We start from the raw sequence: 21460 nt of genomic DNA, 5'->3' as shown, positions 1-21460 counted from the left end.
CCTTCAGAACACGAAGTCCTCATCACGCAGGGGCTCGACCCGGATGGCCTTGACGTAGCCGTTGCCCTTGGTGGAGAAGAAGTCGTGGTTCTTGGTCTCGGTGCGCAGGCCGCCCAGCACCACCGGGTTGACCTGCTCCTCGCCCACGCCGAAGTACGGCTCCAGGCCCAGGTTCATCAGGGCCTTGTCGGCGTTGTAGCGGGAGAAGCGCGTCACCTGCTCCTCCAGCCCAACGGGTGCGTACAGCTCCGCGGTGTAACGCGCCTCGAGCCGGTCGAGCTGCTCGAGGATGCCCAGCACTTCGTGGCGTGCTTCGGTCTGGGCCCGGTGGCTAAACCGCTCGAAGACCTGCTGGGCCAGCAGCCCCACGTAGACCCCGTGGATGGACTCGTCGCGGATGATCAGGTTGATGATCTCCCCTGAGTTCACCAGCTTGCCCTGCCCGGCCAGGAACAGCGGGTAGAAGAAGCCCGAGTAGAACAAGTAGGACTCCAGGAACACGCTCGTGCACAGGGCGAGGTAGAGGCTCTTCTGGCCCCAGACGTTGCAGTAGCGCTCGTGCACCAGGGCCAGCTTCTCCTGCAAGAGGCGGTTGTGCCGCACCCACTCGAAGATCTCCTCGATGCGAAGCGAGGTGCACAGCGTCGAGAAGATGCTGCTGTAGCTCTTGGCGTGCATGTGCTCCATGGCGCCCATAAAGCCCATCACCGCCCTGACCTGAGCGCTGCCCATGTGCTGCGAGAGCAGGGGCATGCCCACGCTGCCCTGCTCGGTATCCAGCAGGGTCAAGGCCCCCAGCACGTGCTCGTACACCCGCTGCTCCTCGGGGGAGAGGGTCATCCAGGGCAGCTTGTCGTCGGCCAGGGGGATCTCTTCGTCCACCCAGAACTGCCGCACGTTCTGGTCCCAGAACATCTTGGTATAGGCGTCGTCGGGCCGGTTCCAGTTGACGGCGGGGAAGGTGGGTTGGCCTGTCGGAGGATCGTGATGCACTTGAGTCTCCTCTGATTCGGTAGCCGGTAGCCCGCAGCCGAAAGCGAAAAACGGAAGGCTCGCGGCCCGCGGTTCGTCGAGGGCTGAGGGTCTAGGGCCAAGGCGCCTTGCCTGTTGCGTCTCGCGTGCCGAGCTCACACCGCGCAGGCCAGGCACTCTTCGAGCTTCAGGTTCTTGGTACGGGTGTAGTACAGGCTCTTGAGACCTTTCTTCCAGGCGTAGACGTACAGCCTCGCCAGCTCGCGGGTGCTGGTCTGGCTGGTCACGTACAGCACGGTGCTGATGCCCTGGTCCACGTGCTGCTGCATCTCGGCTACCAGGTCGATGACTTTGTACATGTCCATGGCATACGCCGATTTGTAAAACCACAGCGTATCGGGCGAGAGGTAGGGCATGGGGTAGTAGGTGGTGGCGTTGCCGTAGGTGCGCGTCTCGACGAGTTCGACGATGGGCATGACCGAAGGGGTGGCGTTGTGAAGGTAGCTGATGCTCTGGGTGGGGGCGAGGGCCAGGCGGTAGGAGTGGTACAGGCCGTGCCGCATGACCTCGGCCTTCAGGCGGCTCCAGTCGGCGGGGGAGGGGAGGGGGATGCCCTCGAAGAGCCCGCGCACGCGCTCGGTGCGGGGGCGGTAGTCGGTGTGCTCGTACTTCTCGAAGTAGGCCCCGCTGGCGTAGTCGGACTTCTCGAACTGGGCAAAGCTGCGCCCCTTCTGGCGGGCGATGTGCATGGAGCGCTCGAGGGAGTGGTAGTTCAGCGCCATGAAGAAGGTCCGCACGAAGTCACGGGCTTCTTCCGACTCGTAGGGGATGTGGTTCTTGGCCAGGTAGCCGTGCAGGTTCATGGCCCCCAGCCCCACCGCGTGGAACTCCTCGTTGGCCCGCCGCGCTCCCGGCGCGTTGGGAATGTCGGAGAGGTCGCTCACCGCGGTGAGGGCGTCCATCGCGGTGTGCACGCTCTCCCGGAGGTTCTTGCGCTCCATCACGCCGGCGACGTTGAGCGAGCCCAGGTTACAGCAGATGTCGTAGCCGATGAGGTCGGGCTGGCCGTAGTCGCCGATGACCGAGGTGGTCTGGACCTGGAAGATCTCGGTGCAGAGGTTGGACATCTTGATCTGCCCGACGCCCTTGAGGGGATTGGCTGCATTGGCGTTGGACTTGAAGACGATGTAGGGATAACCCGACTCGAACTGGGTGCTGGCGATGCGCGTGAGCATCTGCCGGGCGTCGAGGGGCCGCTTCTTCACCTCAGGGTGCGCCACGAGCTGCTCGTACGTGCGGTCTAGGTCCATGTCGTCGAGGTGCTGCCCGAAGGCTCTGTAGACCGAGTAGGGCGCGAAGACGAAGAACTCCCGGCCCGCCTGGGCGAGCTCGAAAAACTTGTCCGGCACGATCAGGCCCAGCGAGAGGGTCTGGACGCGGCTCTTCTCGTCGGCGTTGATCTTCTTGGTGTCGAGAAACTCCTCCACGTCCCAGTGGAAGATGTTGAGGTACACCGCCCCCGCGCCCTTGCGCTGGCCCATCTGGTCGGCGTAGTTGAAGGCGTCCTCGAGCAGCTTCATCACCGGGACCACGCCCTTGGCCGCGTGCTCCACCCCCTTGATGGGCTCGCCCCGGCCCCGCAGCTTGGAGAGGTTGAGCGCCACCCCGCCGCCGATCTTGGAGAGTTGCATGGCCGCATTCAGGTTGAAGCCGATGGAATTGAGGCTGTCGTCGAGCTCGAGCAAGAAGCACGAGACCAGCTCGCCGCGCCGGGCCCGGCCCGCGTTGAGGAAGGTGGGGGTGGCGGGCTGGTAGCGCCCCTCCATCATCGCCCGTACGTAGGCGCGGGCTTTTTCCAGGTCTCCCTGGGCCAGGTGCAGCGCCACCGCCAGCACCCGGTCCTCGTAGCGCTCGAGGTAGTGACGCTTGTCGTCGGAGCGCAGCGCGTAGTCCTTGTAGAACTTGGAGATCGCCATGAAGGACTGGAACTCGAAGCCGTAGCCGTAGGCCAATGCGGAGAGTTCGGCGATGGCTTCCTCGCTGTAGCGCTCGAAGAAATTCTCGTAGTAGCCTTCTGCGACCAGTGTCCGCACCCGCTCGAGGGGGGTGCGGAAGGTCCGCAGTTTTCCGGCGACCTCGGCTGCGAACTCCCGCACCGCCTCCCGGTCGCGCTCGAGCTGGAAAAACCCATCTCTCTTTTGCAAGACTTCGCTGTTAAGCTCGAGGTAGCGCAAGCGCCCTCACCCCTTCCCAAAAGCGCGCGACGTCCTCCGTCCGGCCTGAAAGCTCGAATTTGTGGATCACCTCAAAGCCGAACGACGCCGCGAGGCGGTCGGCGGCTCTGGCGTAGTTGGAACCCCAGTTGCGGTTGCCGCTGGCTGCGACCGCGCGGATGCGGGCCTGGTTGCGCCGGGCGAAGCGCTCGACCTCCAGCGGCACTTGGCCCAGCCCGGTGGTGTAGGTCAGGAGCACGCAGGGCTCGCCGACCTCCTCCTCACCCGTGCGGATTCGCAGCAGCCTGGGCGCAGGCAGCTTGCGCACGAAGCGCTCGACATTGCCGGTTTTGGAAGCATAGACGATGAGCAAGGGTCACCTCGGGTTTGCCGATGATCAAACGCGAGAAAGTCCTGCGTCCTACGCCAAACGCAAGATGCCAAACGCAAGACGCAAGGCGCCTAACGTCGAACGCGAAAAACGCCGATAGTCGCTCTACGCGATGCGCCACAGGCCGTGCGCGCGTTTATGCTGAGCTTAGCTGTAAGGGAAAATTCACCTTTACCATCCTTTCCGCCCCTGACGCGGGGGCGAGGGATAGGATCTGGGCAGGCGTTCGGGCTTACGGGGTCAGGCCCCGATCACCGTTGCGCGACAGCGGCGGGTTCACACCGCACTTCCCCTGTCTCCAGGCCCAGAGACCACATCTTGTGGTCTCTGCCGAGAAATCTACTACGGGTTGAGTACCTTGTCTATAGGCCCGTAGGGTTCCTTTGGCTTTCCTTCATCTGTCCGGGGCCGGGTCCAGTCCCGGCTGGGCGAGGGGTAAACTGAGCCGATGCTGAGTCGTGGTAAGTCTTCACCCAACGCTTCGCTGACCTATTTGGCCGAGGGCACCGAGCTCGAGGGCAACCTCAAGGCCAAGGGGCAGGTGCGCATCGACGGGACGGTGCGGGGCTCGGTGCTGGTGGAGGGCGAGCTCGAGATCGGGCCCACCGGCTTTATCGAGGGGGAGCAGGTCAAGGCCAAGAACGCCCACGTGCAGGGCAAGGTGCGGGCGGCCGTCGCGGTGGAGGGCAAGCTCACCCTCACCAAGAGCGGGCAGCTCGAGGGCGACGTGCGCGCGCGGGCGCTCGACATCGAGGCGGGGGCGGTGTTCATCGGGCGCAGCCAGACCGGGGAGGTCAAGGCCGCGCTGCCCCAGCCGTCCAAAACGGCCAGCGAGTAAGCCGCCCAGGTGGCTCGGAGGGCGATTTGTACGGCCCTCCGGGCATTTTCTTAGACCGCGTAAAGGCAAAACCCCTGCCAAAAGCGGTAAAGTGGTTGGGCTGTGGCCCTCGAACGTTTGTTCCGCCGTCGGCGCACCCAGGGTGAAGTCCGCGACGTCCCCGAGCTGTGGACGCGCTGCCCGAGCTGCGATGCGCCCATTTACAAGAAAGACCTCGAGCAAAACCTCTACGTCTGCCCCAAGTGCAGCCACCACATGCGCTTCCCGGCCATGCGCCGCATCGAGTCCCTGGCCGACGCCGGCTCCTTCGAGCAGACCACCCGCCTCAAGCCCGCCGACCCTTTGCACTTCACCGACACCGAGCCCTACGCCAAGCGCCTCGAGCGCTACCAGAAGGAGGCCGGCCGCCCCGACGCCATCGTGGGCGGGCGCTGCCTGATCGGCGGCGTGCCCAGCGTGCTGATGGTCATGGACGCGGCCTTCGCCGGGGGCTCGATGGGCAGCGTGGTGGGGGAGGAGATCACCCGCGGCGCCGAGCTCGCCGCCCAGGAGGGCCGCGCGCTGGTGATCGTCTCGGCCTCGGGCGGGGCGCGCATGCAGGAGGCCGCCCTCTCGCTGATGCAGATGGCCAAGACCACCCTGGCCCTCGACCGGCTGTGGGCCAAGCGCCTGCCCTACGTCTCCATCCTCACCGACCCCACCACCGGGGGCGTCACCGCCAGCTTCGCCGCCATCGCCGACGTGATCCTCGCCGAGCCGGGCGCCCTCATCGGCTTCGCCGGGCCCCGGGTGATCAAGCAGACCATCCGCCAGGACCTGCCCGAGGGCTTCCAGCGCTCGGAGTTTTTGCTCAAGCACGGCATGGTGGACAAGGTCGTTGACCGCCGGATGCTGAAGGAGGCGGTGGCGCGCGTGCTCAAGCAGCTCGCAGGAGGTGCCCGTGCCGCTGGAGTTTGAGAAGCCCATCCTCGAGCTCGAGGCCCGCATCGCCGAGCTCGAGAAGTACGCCCAGGAGAGCGGCGTGGGCCTGGAGGGCGAGCTGTCGGTGCTGCGCGAGCGGCTCAAGAAGCTGCAGAGCGACACCTACGGCGGCCTCTCCCGCTGGCAGCGGGTTCAGCTCGCCCGCACCCCGGGCCGCCCCACCACCCTCGACGTGCTCAACGGGGTCTTCCAGGACTTCTTCGAGCTCTCCGGCGACCGCACCTTCTCCGACGACTCGGCCATCGTGGGCGGGCTGGCCTACCTCGAGGGCACCCCGGTCGTGGTCTGCGGCCAGCAGAAGGGCCGCGACACCAAGGAGAACATCCAGCGCAACTTCGGCATGCCCCACCCCGAGGGCTACCGCAAGGCCATGCGCCTGATGGACCTCGCCGACCGCTTCCGCCAGCCCTTCTTCGCCTTCATCGACACCCCCGGCGCCTACCCCGGCATCTCGGCCGAGGAGCGCGGCCAGGCCTGGGTCATCGCCCAGAGCATCCAGCGCATGGCCCGCCTGCGGGTGCCCGCCGTCGCGGTGATCCTGGGCGAGGGCGGCTCGGGCGGCGCGCTCGCCATCGGCGTGGGCAACCGGGTACTGATCCTGGAGAACGCCTGGTACTCCGTCATCTCGCCGGAGTCGTGCGCCGCCATCCTCTGGCGCGACTCCAAGGAGGCCGCCAAGGCCGCCGAGGCCCTCAAGCTCTCGGCCCCCGACCTGCTGCAACTCGGCGTCGTTGACCGCGTGATCCCCGAGCCGGGCGGCGGGGCCCACCGCGACCCGGCCGCCACGCTCGCCAACCTCAAGAGCGCGCTCCTGGAGACCCTGGCCGAGCTCAAGGACCTGGGCCCGGAGGAGCTCTTCGAGGACCGCTACCGGCGCTTCAGGGGCCTGGGCGTCTACGCCGAATAGGTAAAACTGCCCTTTCCCGGCCCCTCTGGGCTGGGAAAAACTGTCCTGATGCTCGCCACCCTGCGGCGCAACCAGGCCTGGGCCGTGGCGCTGGGGCTCAACTGGCTCCTGTGGCTATGGGCCATCACCCAACAGCCCCAGTGGCTCAGCGGGGCCATCGCCTACGCCAACTTCGTCGCCTTCGCCGGGTACTTCCGCATGGCGGCCTACCTGCCGCCCCCCATCCAGCGGGCCATGCACGGCATGGGGGTCGCCACCGGGGTGCTGGGGGCGGCCGAGTTGCTGCTGGCCTTCCAGCGCGCCTTCTCCGTTCCCACCGGCTGGCTGCAGGAGAGCCTGTTCATGGCCGGGGCCCTCACGGCCGCCTTCTACGCCTTCGGCCTGCCGGGGGCCCTCGAGCGGCTGGGCCTGTACCGCCCGGGCGTGGCCCGGCGCGCGGCGGCCGGCTCGCTGCTCGCGGGCGCGGCCTGCACCCTGCTGGCCTGGCTCTTCCGGCCCTACTTCACCCCCGTCGCGCTCTACACCTTCGTCACCTTCGCGCTGTTCTTCCTCTTCGCCCACCAGGCCGCGCTGATGTCACAGAACCGCCTGCGCGAGAGCCTGCTGCGGGTGGTGTGGGGCCTGGCCCTGGTGAGCTTAGCCCGCGTCGTCGGGATCATCGGCGGCTTCGACCCCCCGCCCTGGGTGACGGTCGGCTTCACCTCGCTGTGGATCGCCGGGATGCAGGTGGTGGCCTCGTCGGCCCTCGAGCCCTCCACGTAACACTCCGCGTAACGATTCCACCGCTTGAAAATTGGCTTGGCTACAGATAGGCTCGTTGTACTCGGTGGTTTTTGGAGGCCAAGTCTCCATGTCCAAGAGCGTCACCATCCACGGTTCCTCCCCCTGGCTCTGCTCGGCGGCCGAAGCCCTGTACGGCACGGTGCGCCTGAGCAAGCCGGTCACCCTGGTGCTCGACCAGCCCGTAGGCTTCGCGCTCCAGGTGCTCCCCCTGCTGCAGCCGCCCTGTGTCGTCGCCACGCAGTCGGCCTCCCCCCACTACCTCCACGACCTCGCCGGCCACCGCCCCGCGGCGGTGCTGCTCGAGCCCGTCTCCCCCCAGCGCATGCTGGAGGTGCTCGAGCTCGTCGCCTCGGGCGCGGTGCTCCCTATCCCGGGGCTCGAGGCCGCCGAACCCCTTACCCAGCGCGAGCGCCAGGTGGCCCGCCTGCTGGTCAGGGGCCTCAGCGACAAGGAGATCGCCCGCGAGCTGCGGGTCGAGCCCAAGACGGTGTCCAACTGGGTCTACAGCCTCAAGCAGAAGATCGGCGCCGACAACCGCTCGCAGGTGGGCCTGCTCTACCTGGGCCTGCGCGTCGAGCTGCCTTGAGGCGAAAGCCCTACGCCTCGTTGAAACGGCCCTCGAGGGCCGTTCTTTTGTCTAGGTCCTGTTGTAACACCCGGTTTGGGTGGATAGTCTCCCGATGGGAGGCTATCCACCCCGGCCGAAGGGAGTGCCCTGGGCTTCACAAAGATTTACCCCTGACGGATTTGAAGCGTAGCTTTGTGAAGCCGGTATAACTGGGTAATTTCTCCTAGCCGCTGCCGGGAATAATTGCGCTTTTGGGGTTAGATCCTAAACCCTACTTTGGTCCTGCCCCGGGCCGGGGCAGGAGGTGCACACGTGAACGTATCTGAAATATTCGTATGCGATGAGCGGGGGACCAGTCATGCTTAGGCACGTCGTGGGGGGTGCTCTGCTCCTGCTACTGGCCGGCTGCGGCTCGAAGGATAGCCCGATCGTCCGGGTGGGGCCTGGCGCCGATAAGGAGATTCGGACTTTTCAGGTGCAGATAAACGCGGCGACGGCAGCCCCGTTCATGGGGCTGCGGACCCAGTCTCCGCAGGGGCTGCGTGCGGCCTATCTGTTCGAAAACGGGAACCTCAAAACCCGCTTGGACGTACCGGCCGGGATGCTGCCCGACCAGCGCGCTCGAGTGATCCTTACGGACTACGCCCAGAAGGCGGCTCGAGTGTACTTCGCGGATAACCGGCAGTTGGACCCCCAATTCGACGCGTCGGGTCTCGGCCAGTTGCTCATGGACGACGCCTTAGGCCTACAGGTAGGCTTTGGCGACCTGCGCCGTCCTTTCCGCCGCATGTCCCCCGATCAGTTCCAGGCTGCCGCCCAAAGGGCGGGCTTCGACCTCGTGGGTAAGAAAGCCCAACTTCTCACCGTGCGGCGCACCTACTCCCGCGACAGCGTGACCCGCAAGCTCACGCTGACCTTTGATGCGGGAGTTGGCGCGGTGACCCAGGTCGATGACGTCATCGTCAGCCCGTCCGCCACGCTCGAGGCGGTCAGCCAGGTCCAGTACACCCAGCTGCCCAACACCGCCGACGTCGCGGTGCCCTATCAGATTGACACCACCTCCACCGTGACCCTTCAAGGGGACCTGCGCCAGCCGACGATGGAATTACCCGTCGCCGACGCTGAGCTCAAGCCCGGCGAGCAACTTCAGTTGCAACCGGGCGAGGAGGTAGTGGCCGAGTTTTCGGCCCCCGTCGGCCAAGGCTCGGTTGATCCGAACACCCAGACTTTGCAGCAGACCATCCGCTACGAGGACATACAAGTCAACACCCTCGAGGCCGACTACTTCACCTTCGGAGGTAAGTGATGCGCTTGCGGTGGATCGCACTCTCGGCCCTGGCTTTGCTGCCCGGCGCCTTCGCCCAGAGGATGGGCTTCGAGCTCGCCCACGGCATTAACTCCGGCTACGGGATGTTCCAGGAAGCCATGACCACCCCCAACGGCAGGCAGACGCTCGAGCAGTACCTGCAAACGCTGGACGGCGTCGCGAGGGTTCAGGGCGTCACCTGCAACACCAAAGCCTTCGACGTCAACAAGCAGGTCTACGAGAACGCCTGCGAATCGCACACGACCAGCTACGCGAAATCCGTCAACCAACTCGCCCGGGATGTGGACAAGATGATCCTGGTGGGGCACAGCCAAGGCGGCCTACGCTCGCGCGAGTTCCTGCAGTCGGTGGGCGACCGCAACGGGGACTTTAGCCTCGCCCGGAGCAAGGTGACGGGCCTGGTCACCATGGGTTCGCCGCTCAACGGGGCCGCGATCGCCCAGAACGCCCCCGGATTTGCCGCCTGGAACATAGGGCTTCTGTTCACCAGTTCCATGGCGAGCACCTTCTGGGCTTCGGGGCAGGCGAGCGCGTGGCAGGGTCCGGCGGCAGCCATCGCTGCCGCGGTGGTGCCTATCCTGATCACCAATCACGTTGTTAATGACGTGGTGGGTGCAGGGCGCGGCGACATGAGCCCGAACAGTGCGATGGTGGGGCGGCACAACAACTACCAGTGCCGGTGGGTGCTCACGAAGCAGGCTTCGCAGATGGGGATGGGGAGCTTTTCGGTGGGGCAGTGGGTACAGGTGTGCGACATGCAGAACCCCGCTTATCGCCCGCTCCCGGCTCGAGTGGCCGTGATGAACATCGTTGGACAGGCCAACCACCTCGATAACTTCGTCGGCCTGAACGGCCACCCGATTAAGGTCACGGCTGATGTCGTGGGCCTCCTTAACGGCATCCCGATCGCAAATTGGGTTTCTACCCCTTTGAGTAACCTTTTGACGGCAATTGCCACGGCCACCAACGGCGAGGCCGTGTGGGTTGCAGCCCGCATGGGAACGGCCACCTACTTCGGTGTCCTGGCCGCAGCTACATGGGCGATCGCCTGGATGCCTTGGAATTGGTGGCAGATTCCGGCAGCCATAGCTCAAACGGCGCTGGCGACCGAATTTGCCGCCTTGCCGTGGGTTTGGAATACGGTGGTGGTAGGCAGCAGTCGGGGAGACAGCATCGTGCCCGAGGACTCGCAGAACTACATGTTCAGAAATGCCGCACGCCTGGGCATTGGGGTCGCCATGATCAAAAACCTGCCGGATGCCCACCATGTGGGCAAGAAAGGGGAGGCGGTACATCCTGATACGCCGGACGCGATCCACCAACTCTATCAAGCGGCGAGGTGGCGCTAGTGAGGCTATTTCCACTCATTCCCTTTACGGTAGGTGTGAGTTTGCTGGCGGTAGCGGGGTGTGGGCTGCTCGACCCCCATGCTGCGGTGGCCGATATCAAACCCGTTTGGAAGATTGAAGACCCTGAAGGTTGGGGGGGCTACGGCCCCCTTAGCCCGGTTGGGGATATGGTTATTACTTCCTACCCTTACTCGCCATGGGCGATCGGGATTGACCTGAAAAGCCGCCAATTCAAATGGCGGCACTCGAATTATGTCAACCGACGGCGGTCGGTCAGCACGAAGGATGGCTTTTTCTACACGTATGAAGGTGACGAAGGCCAGAATGTTCCCTACCGGCTGTGGATCGCTCGAGTAGATACAGGGGAATTGGTAAGGGGAGTCGCCCTGCCTAACCCTTCCGGGATGGACAGCATCGAGAATTACCCGATCGTTAGCGGCGATAAGCTGTTCGTGGTCAGCGAGAAAGTTCTCGTTTCCTACGACATTTCTGATGCCGTCGATCCCAAGGAGTTGTGGAGGGTGCAGCTCATTAGCGGCGCAACCATCATGCGGGTTGACCCGGATGGGGATGTGTACGTGGGATTTTCGGATAGAGGCAGCAAAGAGTGGCGTGAGAACGCCAGCCTGTACAAATATTCCGGCGAGGATGGCAGTCTCATCTGGAAAGCCTTCACCAAGTACTCTGACCTCAACCGCCCCGGCGACGTGAAAAGCTGGTACGAAGGGACCGAATCCATCGGCTTTGATGGGGATCGGGTGATCGTGTCGGCAGGTGCAACCCTGCAGGCTTTCGACCGCCGTACCGGGCAGCGCCTTTGGGTATCGCCGGAGGTGCAGTGCGGCGGGGTGGTCGAAGGGGGCTTCGGGGGGCCGCTCGAGTTCGGCGGCGGTAAGGCCTACGTGCTGCGCAACTCGAACGTGTGCTTCCACGCCTTCAACCTCAGCGACGGCTCGATCGCCTGGACCGTGGACGCGGGGCAGGTGGCGCCGTGGGCCAAAGTAACCTTCGGCGCGGCGAACCAGAAAGCCCTGTACCACAACGGCGTGGTCTACGCGAGCAACGAGCACCTGTGGGCCGTGGACGCCGCGACGGGGAAGGTGCTGGCGGTGTCGCGCACCCGGGCCTACCAGGCGACTTCAACGGCCCCGATCCTGTACAACGGCGAGGTCATCGTCAACGGCAACCCGATCTACGCGTACAAACCCTTGCGTTAGGAGGCTTTCATGAGGCTATACGTCGTGCAGCCGTGGGCTGCATTCAAGAGGCTTGTCGCCCAAATGGGCTGGTTGAGCCAAGGCTGGGCGCGCGGTCTGGCGGGAGTTTTGCTGGTCGTGGGGTTGGCTTTCGCGCGGGAACCGGCCGAGCAGCAGGAGCCGCGGGAGGCTTCGCCAGCCACGCTGACTGCGGGAAAAGTGCGTTTGGGGTTTCACTACTCGAGCCCCTCCGACGGCGGTCCAGCCCTCGGCCCTGGAGGATGGCTGGCGTTCGAGGTGGGGGAGCCCGGCGCGGTTCCGTCGCGCTTGCTGTTCGAGGTGAACGGGATTTCCCAACCCAAGGCCAGCGTTTATGCCGCCTACTCCAGAATGTGGCCGCTGGATCTCGTGAGCGTTGGGCGCCTGTGGGGAACGCTGGGGTTCGGCGTCGATAGCGATGACCTGAGCAAATACCAGGAGAAGGCCGCGACTGACGGCACCACCTGGGTTTTGGCCATACTGATATTCCCGGCGCTGCTGGACATTACCCGCCTCGAGATGAGCCTGGGTTGGGACGTCGAGCTCACGGAAAACCTCAGCCTCATGCTCGAGACCTACGCCAACGCTTCGGGGGTAGGCGGCGGTCGGTACGGCCTGCGTAGCGGCCTCGTCTTCCGCGTGAATCCGAGCCTCGAGGGCGGCCTACGGGAGTAAGCAGAGCGATGGTCTCGCATAAAACCCTGACCCTGGTGGCGTTGTGTGCCCTGGCCCTTCCGGCCTGCACGAAAAGGGAGGCCCGCATCCGGGTCACGGCCGAGGTGAGCGGCCCGACCCTCAACCTCAGCGCGGTGCTCGAGGGCGCTGACGGGCAGAGCCTTTCGGGCGCCTTGGTCAAGCTCACCGACCCCGGCGGGGCGGTCGGCCTCGTGAGCTTCGACGCCCGCAAGAATGCTTATGCCCTCACCGCCCCTGCCCTGGAGGGGGAGTACCGCCTCGAGGCCGACAGCCTCGGCTCGGGCAGGCAGCGCCTGTCCTTCCCGGTGCAGGTGTTCCCCACCGAACCCGGCGTGGTCTCGGTACAAGACGGCGAGGGCAGCAAGGCCGAAGAGTTCAAAAAGCTCAGAGCCGGCACGCCCATCCGGGTGGAGTGGAGGCCCGTCGAAGGCGCCGAGCGTTATCTGCTGGAATTGCGGCAGGGCGGAAAGGCCGTCGGCAGCGTGGCGGTCAGCGGGGGCTACAGCTACGTGATCCCGCCGAATACCTTTCAGGCAAGCGCGGTGGGGGCTGCGGCCACGGTGCAGGTCACGGCCAGCGCTCAGTCCGGAGACCTGGACTACTCGAGGGGCTACCTGAGCTACACCAGCACCCAGGGGCCGAGCTATAGCTTTCAGGTCGTCCCATGAGAGGTGCCGTTGCCCTGGCGGTGTGCGGGCTGTGGCTGGCGGGATGTGCCCGGGGCCCGGCTCCCGAGATCCGTTTCCCCTCACCAGGGGCCAAACTCGCGAACCCGGTCCATTTGGAGGCCAATACCGAGGTGCGGTGGTTCGACGGGCAGGCATACCTGGGCCAGGGGCGTGTTTGGAGAGGAAGCCTGAGCCCTGGAACCCACCGCATTCGTGCGGAGGGTGCGGGGGAGGCGAGCCTCGAGCTCGAGGTCGAAGAGGATTATCCCCTCGACGTGATCCGGGCCGTCCCCGAAGGGACGGCTGAGCTGGACCTTCCTCCGGGCAAGTACCGCGTGATCTGGGGAAACGCTTCCGGGAAGCCGATCCGGGCCGGCGAACCCTCGGCACGGACCCAACCGCCGAGCCATACCCCCTGGCACGAGCCGGTTCGAGCCCTCGAGCGCGAGCTCCTGCAAAAACCCCAGCGCAAGGTCGGGCTGAAGCCAGGTAAACAGCTCCAGGGTCTGCCGGAACTGGGCAGCAAACGCAGCTTTCGCCTGCTGGACCTGGACTCGCCGGGCAGCGAGTTGATCGAGGCCCGGCTGGTGTGGGCCGGTGCCAACGTCCTGGCCTACGTGCACGAGGCCGCCGGGTACGACGTGGGCGAGTTGGCGGCTGCGGTGGGCCCCATCGTCCGGGCTTTCGACGGGGAGATCCTCGAGCGGGTCAGGGCTGCCTTCGGGCCTCACGCCGACGTGGACGGCAACGCTCGAGTCCTGCTGCTGTTCACGCCCCGGCTCAACCAGTCGGGCGTGGCCGTGGGGTTCTTCTACGCCGGCGACCTGCTGGCGCGGGGCCCGGACAACCCCGACAGCAACGAGGCCGAGGTGCTCTACCTGGGTGTCCCGCAACCAGAGGACTTGAATTTCTCCCCAGCCTCCCTCACCGCGACGGCCTGCCACGAATTGCAGCACCTGGTGAACTTTTCCAACTACACCCTGCCCTACGTCGAAAATCCTGACCCGCCCCTGAGCCCGCTGTGGCTCAACGAGGGGATGTCGCACCTGGCCGAGGACCTGTGCGGGTACAACCTGCTGGGCGGCAACCTGGCCTTCGTGAGCCGGTACCTCGAGCGAGCCCCCGGCACCAGCCTCACGGCCGCCGACCTGAACGGCCGGGGGGACACCGTCGAGCGGCGGGGGGCGGCCTACCTCTACCTGCGCTACCTGATGGAACGGGCGGGAGGTCTGGTCTTGCAGAACGGCGGGTTGGTGGATAAGGGCGGGCTGCGCTTTACCCGCAGGGTCATTGCCGAACGAGCCGCCAGTCATCAGGACGTAGCCAGGCTCGCGGCCATCGAGGCCAATGAGGCGCTTTGGCGCTACTGGTGGACCCTGGCGCTCTCGGGCGAGGGCCGCCTGGCCTGGGCCGAGTTCGAGCCGAGGGTGCTCGACCCCGTCACCGGCGATTACCTGGGGGTGGACCTGCGCTTGGGCGAGGTCCGGCTCACGCCCGAGCATGCCTTCGAGCTGAACGGGGTTAAACCCACCCCCAGTGGCCGAGCACGCTTCCGCCCGCTGCCTTCGCGCTGCGGGAGGTTCAGGGGCCCTGCCGGCTCGAGCTGCCTCGAGCGGGGGCCGTCCAGGTGTTGAGGGTCGAGTAAGGCCGGGGTCGCTCGCGTTCGCCCGCTGGGCCCTGCCCTAGCGGAACAGCCCGCAGCGCAGGGTGTACCCGTTGGCGACCATGCCGCTCGAGTCGGCGAAGCGGTACAGCCCCTGCTCGTAGCCCTGCCACTCGGGGCCCGGGGCGCCCGTGCGGGCGAAGCTGACCCAGGCGCGCTGCAGCTCCTCGGTGTAGCGCCGGCCCTTCTCGAGCGCCTCGAGCGTGAAGAACAGCACCAGCGAGGGCCAGGCGGTGTGGGTGCCGAAGAGCAGGGGCATGTCGATGCCGTGGAAGCTGCCCAGGTTGCCCAGGTAGGGGCTCTGGAAAGTCTGGAGGTAGGCGTAGGTGGGGGCGTGGGGGGCCTGGGCGCGGGCGGCCTCGAGGCTCGGGCACAGCAGGTAGCGGTCGGTCTGGAAGTAGCCCCAGGCCTCGTTGGGCCGGGGGTAGAGCGGCCGGTAGGCCTCGGCGAAGGGCTGCCCCTTGCCGGTGAACACCTCCTCGACCCGCTTGGCGAACTCCTCCCAACTGCCGGGCCCCCCGCCCACCTCGCCCCAGCTCTCCTGGAAGGTGCCGCCCGCGATCAGGGGGATCCCGGCGGCGTCGCCGTCCTGGAGGGCCTGGAGGGGGGTCTTGGTCAGATAGACCCCGTCCACGTGGGGTTTCCAGGGGCTTTTCGCGAAGCCGCCCTCCTCGAGCTTGCGCAGCGCGTCGAGCACCGGCCCCGAGGCGGGGAAGAGGCGCTCGAGGGGCAGTGCCCGCAGGCAGGCGGGGTCGGCGCCGGGGCAGCCCATCAGCTCGGCCCACTTGGCCACGAACTCGCGGTCCTGCTGGGGGGTGCGCACGTACTCGCACCCGCCCGACATGATGACGGCCTTGTGGAAGAGCCCCCGGGCCTTGGGGCTCGCCATCAGCGTGCACACCGACATCCCCCCCGCCGACTGCCCGAAGACCGTGACGTTGCCCGCGTCGCCGCCGAAGGCCCGGACGTTGCGCTGCACCCAGCGCAGGGCCTCGACCTGGTCCATCAGCCCGTAGTTGCCCACCGAGCCCTCCGGCGACTCGGCCTTGAGGCTCTCGAGCGCCAGCCAGCCCAGCGGCCCCAGGCGGTAGTTGACGCCCACCACCACCGCGCCCCTCGAGGCCAGCGCCGTCCCGTCGTACACCGGCTCGGCCCAGCTCCCGCCGGTGAAGCTGCCGCCGTGGATCCATACCATCACCGGCCAGCCCCCGGGCGGCGCAGAGCCCAGCGGCATCCACACCCCCAGGTTCAGGCAGTCCTCGCTCTTGGGCGGGAGGTAGCTGCCTAGGTCGGTGGTGAGCGAGCGCCGCTGCGGGCAGGCGGTGGTGGGGGCGGTGGCCTGGAAGACCCCCTCGAGGCGCTCCACGGGCACCGGGGCCTTCCAGCGCCCGGCGCGGGCGTAGGGGATGCCCAGGAAGTAGGCCACCTGGGCCTGGGCGTTGACCCCCCCGCGCAGCGTGCCCTGCGGGGTGAAGACGTAGGCGCCCTCGGCGAGGGCGAGGCCCAGCAGGGTCAGGAGGGCGAGCAGGCGCGGCATGGCCCCATTCTTGCCCGAAGAGCGTAAAAAATCCGTAATCAGGCGGGGGGTTTCTCGAGCCAGATCTTGGTCTGGGGGAAGGGGATCTCGATGTTCTCCCGGTCGAGGCGCACCTTGATGCGGCGGCGGAACTCGCGCCCGATGGCCCACTGCTCCTTGGGCTTGGTGTTGAGCAGCACCCGGATCACGATGCCCGAGTCGGCGAGCTGCTGCACCCCCAGCACCTGCACCCCCTCGCTGGTGAAGCGGTCGTGCCACTCGGGGTCGTCGTAGAGGCGCTGGGCCTCGTCGGTGATGACGGCGATGGCCCGGTCGATGTCGGTGCCGTAGGCCACGCTCACGTCCACCAGGGCGCGCGCCCAGTCGCGGCTCATCACCGTGACCTGGGTGATCTGGGAGTTGGGGATGAAGTGCACCTTGCCGTCGATGTCGCGCAGCACCGTGATGCGCAGGTTGAAGCGCTCCACCGAGCCCGAGAGCTGCCCCACGGTGATCACGTCGCCCACGCCGAACTGGTCCTCCAGCAGGATGAAGAAGCCGTTGATGAGGTCGCGGAAGAGGTTCTGCGCGGCGAAGGAGATCGCCAGGCCCGCCACCCCCGCCGCCGCCAGCAGCGCGGTGACGTTGAAGCCGAGGTTGGAGAGGAAGAAGATGCCGCCCAGCACCAGCACCAGCACCCGCAGGCCCGACTCGAGCACGCTCTTGAGGGTCTGCATGCGCACGCGCTCGCGCGTGAACTCCGCCCCCTCGCCCCCCTGCTGGGCCAACCGGCCGATGAGGCGGGGGATGGCCTGGTAGGCCAGGATCGCCAGCGCCAGGATGAGCAGGCCCGCCACCCCGCGCACCCCCAGCAGCTCGGAGAGCTTGCCCACGGTGCGCAGGGGCTCGAGCTGGATGCCCAGCGTGCGCAGCAGGAAGGAGAAGGACGAAAGCGCCACCGCCAGCCACCACACCCAGCCCGCGAAGGCCCAGTAGCGGTCGTCCTTCTGGCTGGCGGTCTGCCGCCCGATCCAGTTGAGCAGCCGCGCGCCCAGCCGCCCCACCACCAGGGCGACGATCACCACGGCCAGGCCGGTGAGGGTCTGTTCCCAGCTAAGCGAGTCCATAGTTGTCCACAAGCTTATCCACAGCGCCCGGGGGCCTGGGTGAAAGCCGGGCCGGGGGAGGTCAGCTCGAGGGGCTGCCCGCGGTGAGCTCGGCGATGCCCGAGCGCACCCGCTCCACCAGGCCCGCCTCCGCCGCGCTCTTGGCCTTGCGCAGGGCGCTGCGCACCGCGCGGGCGTCGGCCGAGCCGTGCCCGATGAACACCGCGCCCTCCACGCCCAGCAGCGGCATGGCCCCGTACTCGGCGGGGTCCATCCTCGCCCGCAGGCCCTGCAAGGGGCCCCGCACCAGCAGCGCGCCCAGCTTGGCGAGGAGGGAGCTCGTCAGCGCTTCGCGCACCCACTTGAGGATGGTGCGGGCCTCGCCCTCGGAGAGCTTGAGCACCACGTTGCCGGTGAAGCCGTCGGTGACGACGACGTCGCTGGTGCCCTTGAAGACGTCGCGGCCCTCCACGTTGCCCACGAAGCGGATGCCGGGGGTGGCCTTGAGCAGAGGGAAGGTCTCGAGGCGGAGCTGGTCGCCCTTCTCGTCCTCCTCCCCGATGTTGAGCAGGCCCACCGTGGGCTCGGCGACCCCGTTGGCCCGGGCGTAGGCGGTCGCCATCACCGCGAACTGCACCAAAAAGCTGGGGCGGCAGTCGGCGTTGGCCCCGCCGTCGGCCAGGAAGACCCGGCCCTTCTCGCTGGGCATCTCCACCAGCAGCGTGGGCCGCTCCACCCCCTTGATGCGCCCCAGCGTGAACAGCGCCGAGGCCAGCGTGGCCCCGGTGTGGCCCATCGCCACCACCGCGCCGGCCTCCCCGGCCTTGAGCAGGTTCATGCAGACGTTGATGGACGCCTCCTTGCGCTTGCGCACGTCGGTGGCGTGGTCCTCCATGCGGATGAAGTCCGGGGTGTCCACGACGGGCAGCGTCGCCGAGTGCTTGGCGAGCTCGGCCTCGAGCGCGGCCTTCTGCCCCACCAGCACCACCGGAACGCCTTCCTTCGCGGCCATCACCGCCCCGGCCACGGTCTCCCTGGGCGCGTAGTCGCCGCCCATGGCGTCGAGCGCGATCGGCTTCATGAGGGGATTGTATCGGGTTTCAGGTGGCCCGTGGCTCGTGGCTCATGGCCTGTGGTGGGCCCCTCCCCTTCCCTCCCCGCGTGCGGGGAGGGGGTATCCCCCCCAGCCCCCCTTGTTAAGGGGGGGTAGAGAAAGGGCGTTTTGCGTATTGCGTTTAGCGTTCGGCTATCGGCTATCGGCTATCGACCCTCGACCCCCTCACCCGTGCCTGAGCATGTGCCCCAAAAAGTAAGGCAACTGGATGCGCCACCAGGGCCAGTCGTGGTCCACGTCGTGCCCCCAGAAGTCGATCCAGGCGGGGATGCCCTTGCTCTGCAGGATCGCCTTCATCTGGTGGGTGTGCTCGATCATGCGCTCCTCCCAGCGGCCCTGGCCCACGCAGAAGACGATGGAGCTCTGGCGGTAGCGCTCGAGCGTGGCCTCGTCGGTGAGGCCGGGGAGGTACCAGAGGGGGGAGTTGTAGTAGGCGTCCATGCCGCCGTCGCCGCCGGTGAACTCCTCGGTGTTGTACAGGCCGCTCATGGCGATCACGCCGTCGAAGAGGTCGGGGTGGCGGAAGAAGAAGTTGGCGGCGTGGAAGGCGCCCATGCTGCAGCCGGTGGCCCAGGGCGGGGTGCCGCCGGTGCGCTCTAAGAGCAGGGGCATGAACTCGGCGGTGACGTAGCGGTCGTAGTCCTGGTGGCGGCGGGCGCGGTCTTGGGGCGGGACGTGGCGGTTGGTCCAGCTCTCCCAGTCCACCCCGTCAACGGTGAAGAGCATGACCTTGCCGGCCTCGAGGAAGTGCCGGATGGCCTCGACCATCCCGAAGCCTTCCCAGTCGTAGAAGCGGCCGTCCTGGGCGGGGAAGGCCAGCAGCGGCTTGCCGTGGTCGCCGTAGACCTTGAACTCCATGTCGTGGCCCAGGGCTTCGCTGTAGTGGCGGTGGTATTCGACGTTCATGGCTCGGGGCTCACGCGGGCAGGTGGATGGCGGCGGCGGCGTCCTCGATGGGGGCCATGTCGGGGCAGCGCAGGATGTAGCCGTAGTTGCCGATGGCGGCGGCGAAGACGTCGTTGATGCGGGCGTGGTGCACGATCAGGTGGCCGTAGCGGCGCAGGATCTCCTCGTGGGGGATGGCGTAGCGCTTGTGGTCCTTGCGGCTGATGAACGCGCAGTTGTAGGGCCGGGTGATGGCGGCCTCGAAGCGGCCGTGGACGAGGATGTTGGCCCACTCCTTGTAAAAGTCCATGTCGTTGGCGTAGTTGAACATGTCGATGGTGAAGCCGCCCGGCGGGCGCATGTTGACCTCGAGCGCCACCAACCCCCCGTCGGCCTGGCGGAAGAACTCGAAGTGGAAGGGGCGTTCGCGCACGCCGAAGGCCTTCACCACCGCCTTGCCGGCCTCGTCGAGGTCGGAGGGCATCTCGCGGGGGATGTAGTACCAGATGTCGAGCCCCTGGTTCACCGACTCCATCACCCCGGTGCTGTAGATCATGGTCGAGGCGAAGACCACCTTGCCCTCGCGGTCGGTGAGGCCGTCGTAGGTGACGATGGTGCCGGAGACGAACTCCTCCATGATGTAGTCCACGGGGGGCTTGGAGACGAGGTACTCGGCCAATTCCTCGTCGTTGGTGATCTTGTAGGTCTTGGCGGCCCCCACCCCGACGTCGGGCTTGGCGACGACGGGGTAGCCCACCTCGGCCACGAAGGCGGCGGCCTCGGCGGCGGTCTGGGCCACCTTGCCGCGCGCGACCTTGAGCCCGGCCTCCATGAACAGCCGCTTCATCTCCGACTTGCGCTTGACGTGGGCGATGCCCTCGAGGTCGATGCCGGGGATGTTGAAGTCGGTGCGCAGCATGGCCTCGGTCTCGAGCCAGTACTCGTTGAGCGAGTCGAGGCGGTGGATCTTGCCGTACTTGAAGGTGAAGTAGCCCAGCGCCCGCACCAGCTCGTCGTAGTGGTGCATGTCGGTCACGCGGAAGTACTCGGTGAGGGCCGCCTTCAGCTCGGGACGCAACGCCTCGTACGGCTCCTCGGCGATGCCCAATACGTTGGCGCCGGCCTCCTTCAGGCGCACGCAAAACAGGTAGTACCAGGGGGGAAAGTGCGGGGAGAGAAAAACCACGTTCATCGCGCTACTCCTCCTCTCGTAGGGACGTCAAAGCGCTGCCATGCCGAGCCTGCCGACGGGATGAGTCCTGATTACGCCGCCATTCTACGCTGAAGGGGGAACGGGCTGATAGCCGGGCGCGGGGGTGTATTGCGTCGTACGTCGTACGCTTTGGCCCTAGACCCTCGACCAACTTTTGTAACCCAGCCCTAGCCGCCGGGCGCGGGAGAGCGGCTAAGCTCGATAAAGCTGGAGTGGCGCCAGCCTCGAGGAGGATTCCCCATGAAGCGGATTCTGCTGTTGGCGGGTTTGTTGGTGTTGGGATTGGGCCTGGGGCTGACGCAGGGTAGCCAGGCGCGGCTGCGCGTCGCCCACCTTTCCCCCGACGCCCCGGCGGTGGACGTGTGGGTCAACGGGGTGCGGGTGCTGAGCCGGGTGAGTTACAAGAACGTCGGCGCCTACCTCAACGTGCGCGGCGGGGTCAACCAGGTCTGGGTGATGCCCGCCGGGCAGGTCACGCCGCGGCTCATCGACACGCGGGTGACGCTCGAGGCCGGCCGTAGCTACACCGTGGCCGCCGTGGGCTTCGCCAAGGACGTGCAAGCCCGGCTCTTCCTCGACGAGATCGCCGCCCCGCCCGAGGGCAGCGCAAGCGTGCGGCTGGTCCACGCCTCCCCCGACGCGCCCCCCGTGGACGCGGTGCTGTCCGGCGAGCAGCCCCTGCTCCTGCGCAACAACCTGAAGTTCGGGGAGGCCACCCCCTACGTCGCCATCCCCGCCCGCGGCTACCCCGTCGAGGTGCGCCCTACCGGCACCGCCACCGCCGCCCTCAACCTCCCCGAGGTGCGGCTCGAGGCAGGCCGCGTCTACTCCGTCTTCGTCGTAGGCAGCGTGGCCGCCAACTCGCTCGAGGCCGTGCTGGTGCTGGACAACCCCTTGACGGGAGGCCAGTAGTTCCCGCGTGGGGAGCGGTAAGCGATAAGCCCTGAGCGTTCAGCTTTCAGCCCCCAGCCGTCAGCTCGTAGCCCGTGGCTCGTGGCCCGTGGTTGACCCACACGTCCACCGCCGGCGCGTCGG

20 protein-coding genes and 1 riboswitch are annotated in these 21460 nt (G+C 66.9%); of the genes, 12 read left to right on the top strand and 8 right to left on the bottom strand.

Annotation, left to right across the window (positions count from 1 at the left end):
- Nucleotides 1-3 precede the first annotated feature (3 nt).
- The 3 genes from nrdF to nrdI all read right to left on the bottom strand — a co-directional run bounded on the left by nrdF (nt 4) and on the right by nrdI (nt 3558).
- A complete protein-coding gene (gene nrdF, locus Mterra_RS02965; RefSeq protein ID WP_119313806.1) occupies nt 4-993 on the bottom strand; it encodes a class 1b ribonucleoside-diphosphate reductase subunit beta in 990 nt (329 codons plus the stop codon).
- 134 nt (nt 994-1127) lie between these two features.
- Nucleotides 1128-3176: a class 1b ribonucleoside-diphosphate reductase subunit alpha gene (gene nrdE, locus Mterra_RS02960; protein WP_245971501.1), complete on the bottom strand. Its 2049-nt coding sequence runs from the start codon at nt 3174-3176 to the stop codon at nt 1128-1130.
- 10 nt (nt 3177-3186) lie between these two features.
- Entirely contained in the window at nt 3187-3558 is a 372-nt protein-coding gene (gene nrdI / locus Mterra_RS02955) for a class Ib ribonucleoside-diphosphate reductase assembly flavoprotein NrdI (protein ID WP_119313804.1), read from the bottom strand.
- A gap of 218 nt (nt 3559-3776) precedes the next feature.
- Nucleotides 3777-3899, bottom strand: a riboswitch (cobalamin riboswitch).
- A 125-nt stretch (nt 3900-4024) separates the two neighbouring features.
- Here nrdI and Mterra_RS02950 point away from each other — a divergent pair.
- The 11 genes from Mterra_RS02950 (at nt 4025) to Mterra_RS02900 (ending at nt 14562) form a co-directional block, all read left to right on the top strand.
- Nucleotides 4025-4414: a bactofilin family protein gene (locus Mterra_RS02950; RefSeq protein WP_027891775.1), complete on the top strand. Its 390-nt coding sequence runs from the start codon at nt 4025-4027 to the stop codon at nt 4412-4414.
- A gap of 102 nt (nt 4415-4516) precedes the next feature.
- Complete coding sequence (gene accD, locus Mterra_RS02945; protein WP_119313803.1) at nt 4517-5371, top strand: acetyl-CoA carboxylase, carboxyltransferase subunit beta; 855 nt, start codon at nt 4517-4519, stop codon at nt 5369-5371.
- Nucleotides 5355-6302, top strand: a complete 948-nt coding sequence (locus Mterra_RS02940; protein WP_119313823.1) for an acetyl-CoA carboxylase carboxyltransferase subunit alpha — start codon at nt 5355-5357, stop codon at nt 6300-6302. The genes accD and Mterra_RS02940 overlap by 17 nt, the downstream gene beginning before the upstream one ends.
- A gap of 48 nt (nt 6303-6350) precedes the next feature.
- A complete protein-coding gene (locus Mterra_RS02935; protein ID WP_119313802.1) occupies nt 6351-7064 on the top strand; it encodes a hypothetical protein in 714 nt (237 codons plus the stop codon).
- A gap of 88 nt (nt 7065-7152) precedes the next feature.
- Nucleotides 7153-7671, top strand: a complete 519-nt coding sequence (locus Mterra_RS02930; RefSeq protein ID WP_119313801.1) for a response regulator transcription factor — start codon at nt 7153-7155, stop codon at nt 7669-7671.
- A 340-nt stretch (nt 7672-8011) separates the two neighbouring features.
- Entirely contained in the window at nt 8012-8959 is a 948-nt protein-coding gene (locus tag Mterra_RS02925; RefSeq protein WP_119313800.1) for a hypothetical protein, read from the top strand.
- Nucleotides 8959-10329: an esterase/lipase family protein gene (locus Mterra_RS02920; protein WP_119313799.1), complete on the top strand. Its 1371-nt coding sequence runs from the start codon at nt 8959-8961 to the stop codon at nt 10327-10329. Before Mterra_RS02925 ends, Mterra_RS02920 begins: the two co-directional genes overlap by 1 nt.
- A gap of 35 nt (nt 10330-10364) precedes the next feature.
- Nucleotides 10365-11546, top strand: coding sequence for an outer membrane protein assembly factor BamB family protein (locus Mterra_RS02915; RefSeq protein ID WP_147372520.1), 1182 nt, complete (start codon nt 10365-10367; stop codon nt 11544-11546).
- 9 nt (nt 11547-11555) lie between these two features.
- Complete coding sequence (locus tag Mterra_RS02910) at nt 11556-12239, top strand: hypothetical protein (RefSeq protein ID WP_119313797.1); 684 nt, start codon at nt 11556-11558, stop codon at nt 12237-12239.
- An 8-nt stretch (nt 12240-12247) separates the two neighbouring features.
- On the top strand, nt 12248-12928 hold the full coding sequence (locus Mterra_RS02905) for a hypothetical protein (RefSeq protein ID WP_119313796.1): 681 nt from the start codon (nt 12248-12250) through the stop codon (nt 12926-12928).
- A gap of 131 nt (nt 12929-13059) precedes the next feature.
- Nucleotides 13060-14562: a hypothetical protein gene (locus Mterra_RS02900; protein ID WP_170159529.1), complete on the top strand. Its 1503-nt coding sequence runs from the start codon at nt 13060-13062 to the stop codon at nt 14560-14562.
- A gap of 48 nt (nt 14563-14610) precedes the next feature.
- Here Mterra_RS02900 and Mterra_RS02895 read toward each other — a convergent pair whose 3' ends face one another.
- The 5 genes from Mterra_RS02895 to Mterra_RS02875 all read right to left on the bottom strand — a co-directional run bounded on the left by Mterra_RS02895 (nt 14611) and on the right by Mterra_RS02875 (nt 20404).
- Entirely contained in the window at nt 14611-16128 is a 1518-nt protein-coding gene (locus Mterra_RS02895; RefSeq protein ID WP_119313794.1) for a carboxylesterase/lipase family protein, read from the bottom strand.
- Between the two features lie 38 nt (nt 16129-16166).
- Nucleotides 16167-17234 carry a mechanosensitive ion channel family protein gene (locus Mterra_RS02890; RefSeq protein ID WP_119313793.1) on the bottom strand — a complete coding sequence of 356 codons (1068 nt, stop codon included), beginning with the start codon at nt 17232-17234 and terminating at the stop codon, nt 16167-16169.
- 61 nt (nt 17235-17295) lie between these two features.
- Nucleotides 17296-18294 carry a phosphate acyltransferase PlsX gene (gene plsX, locus Mterra_RS02885; RefSeq protein ID WP_119313792.1) on the bottom strand — a complete coding sequence of 333 codons (999 nt, stop codon included), beginning with the start codon at nt 18292-18294 and terminating at the stop codon, nt 17296-17298.
- A gap of 198 nt (nt 18295-18492) precedes the next feature.
- Nucleotides 18493-19233 carry an esterase family protein gene (locus Mterra_RS02880; RefSeq protein WP_119313791.1) on the bottom strand — a complete coding sequence of 247 codons (741 nt, stop codon included), beginning with the start codon at nt 19231-19233 and terminating at the stop codon, nt 18493-18495.
- 10 nt (nt 19234-19243) lie between these two features.
- Entirely contained in the window at nt 19244-20404 is a 1161-nt protein-coding gene (locus Mterra_RS02875; RefSeq protein WP_119313790.1) for an ATP-grasp domain-containing protein, read from the bottom strand.
- Nucleotides 20405-20665: 261 nt separating this feature from the next.
- On the opposite strand from Mterra_RS02875, the gene Mterra_RS02870 reads away from it, so the two are divergent.
- Nucleotides 20666-21337, top strand: coding sequence for a DUF4397 domain-containing protein (locus Mterra_RS02870; RefSeq protein WP_245971500.1), 672 nt, complete (start codon nt 20666-20668; stop codon nt 21335-21337).
- Nucleotides 21338-21460 lie beyond the last annotated feature (123 nt).

The organism is Calidithermus terrae (assembly GCF_003574345.1).
GTDB lineage: Bacteria > Deinococcota > Deinococci > Deinococcales > Thermaceae > Calidithermus > Calidithermus chliarophilus.
Note: the sequence above shows the minus strand (reverse complement) of the source record. Positions and strands in the feature narration are given on the sequence as shown.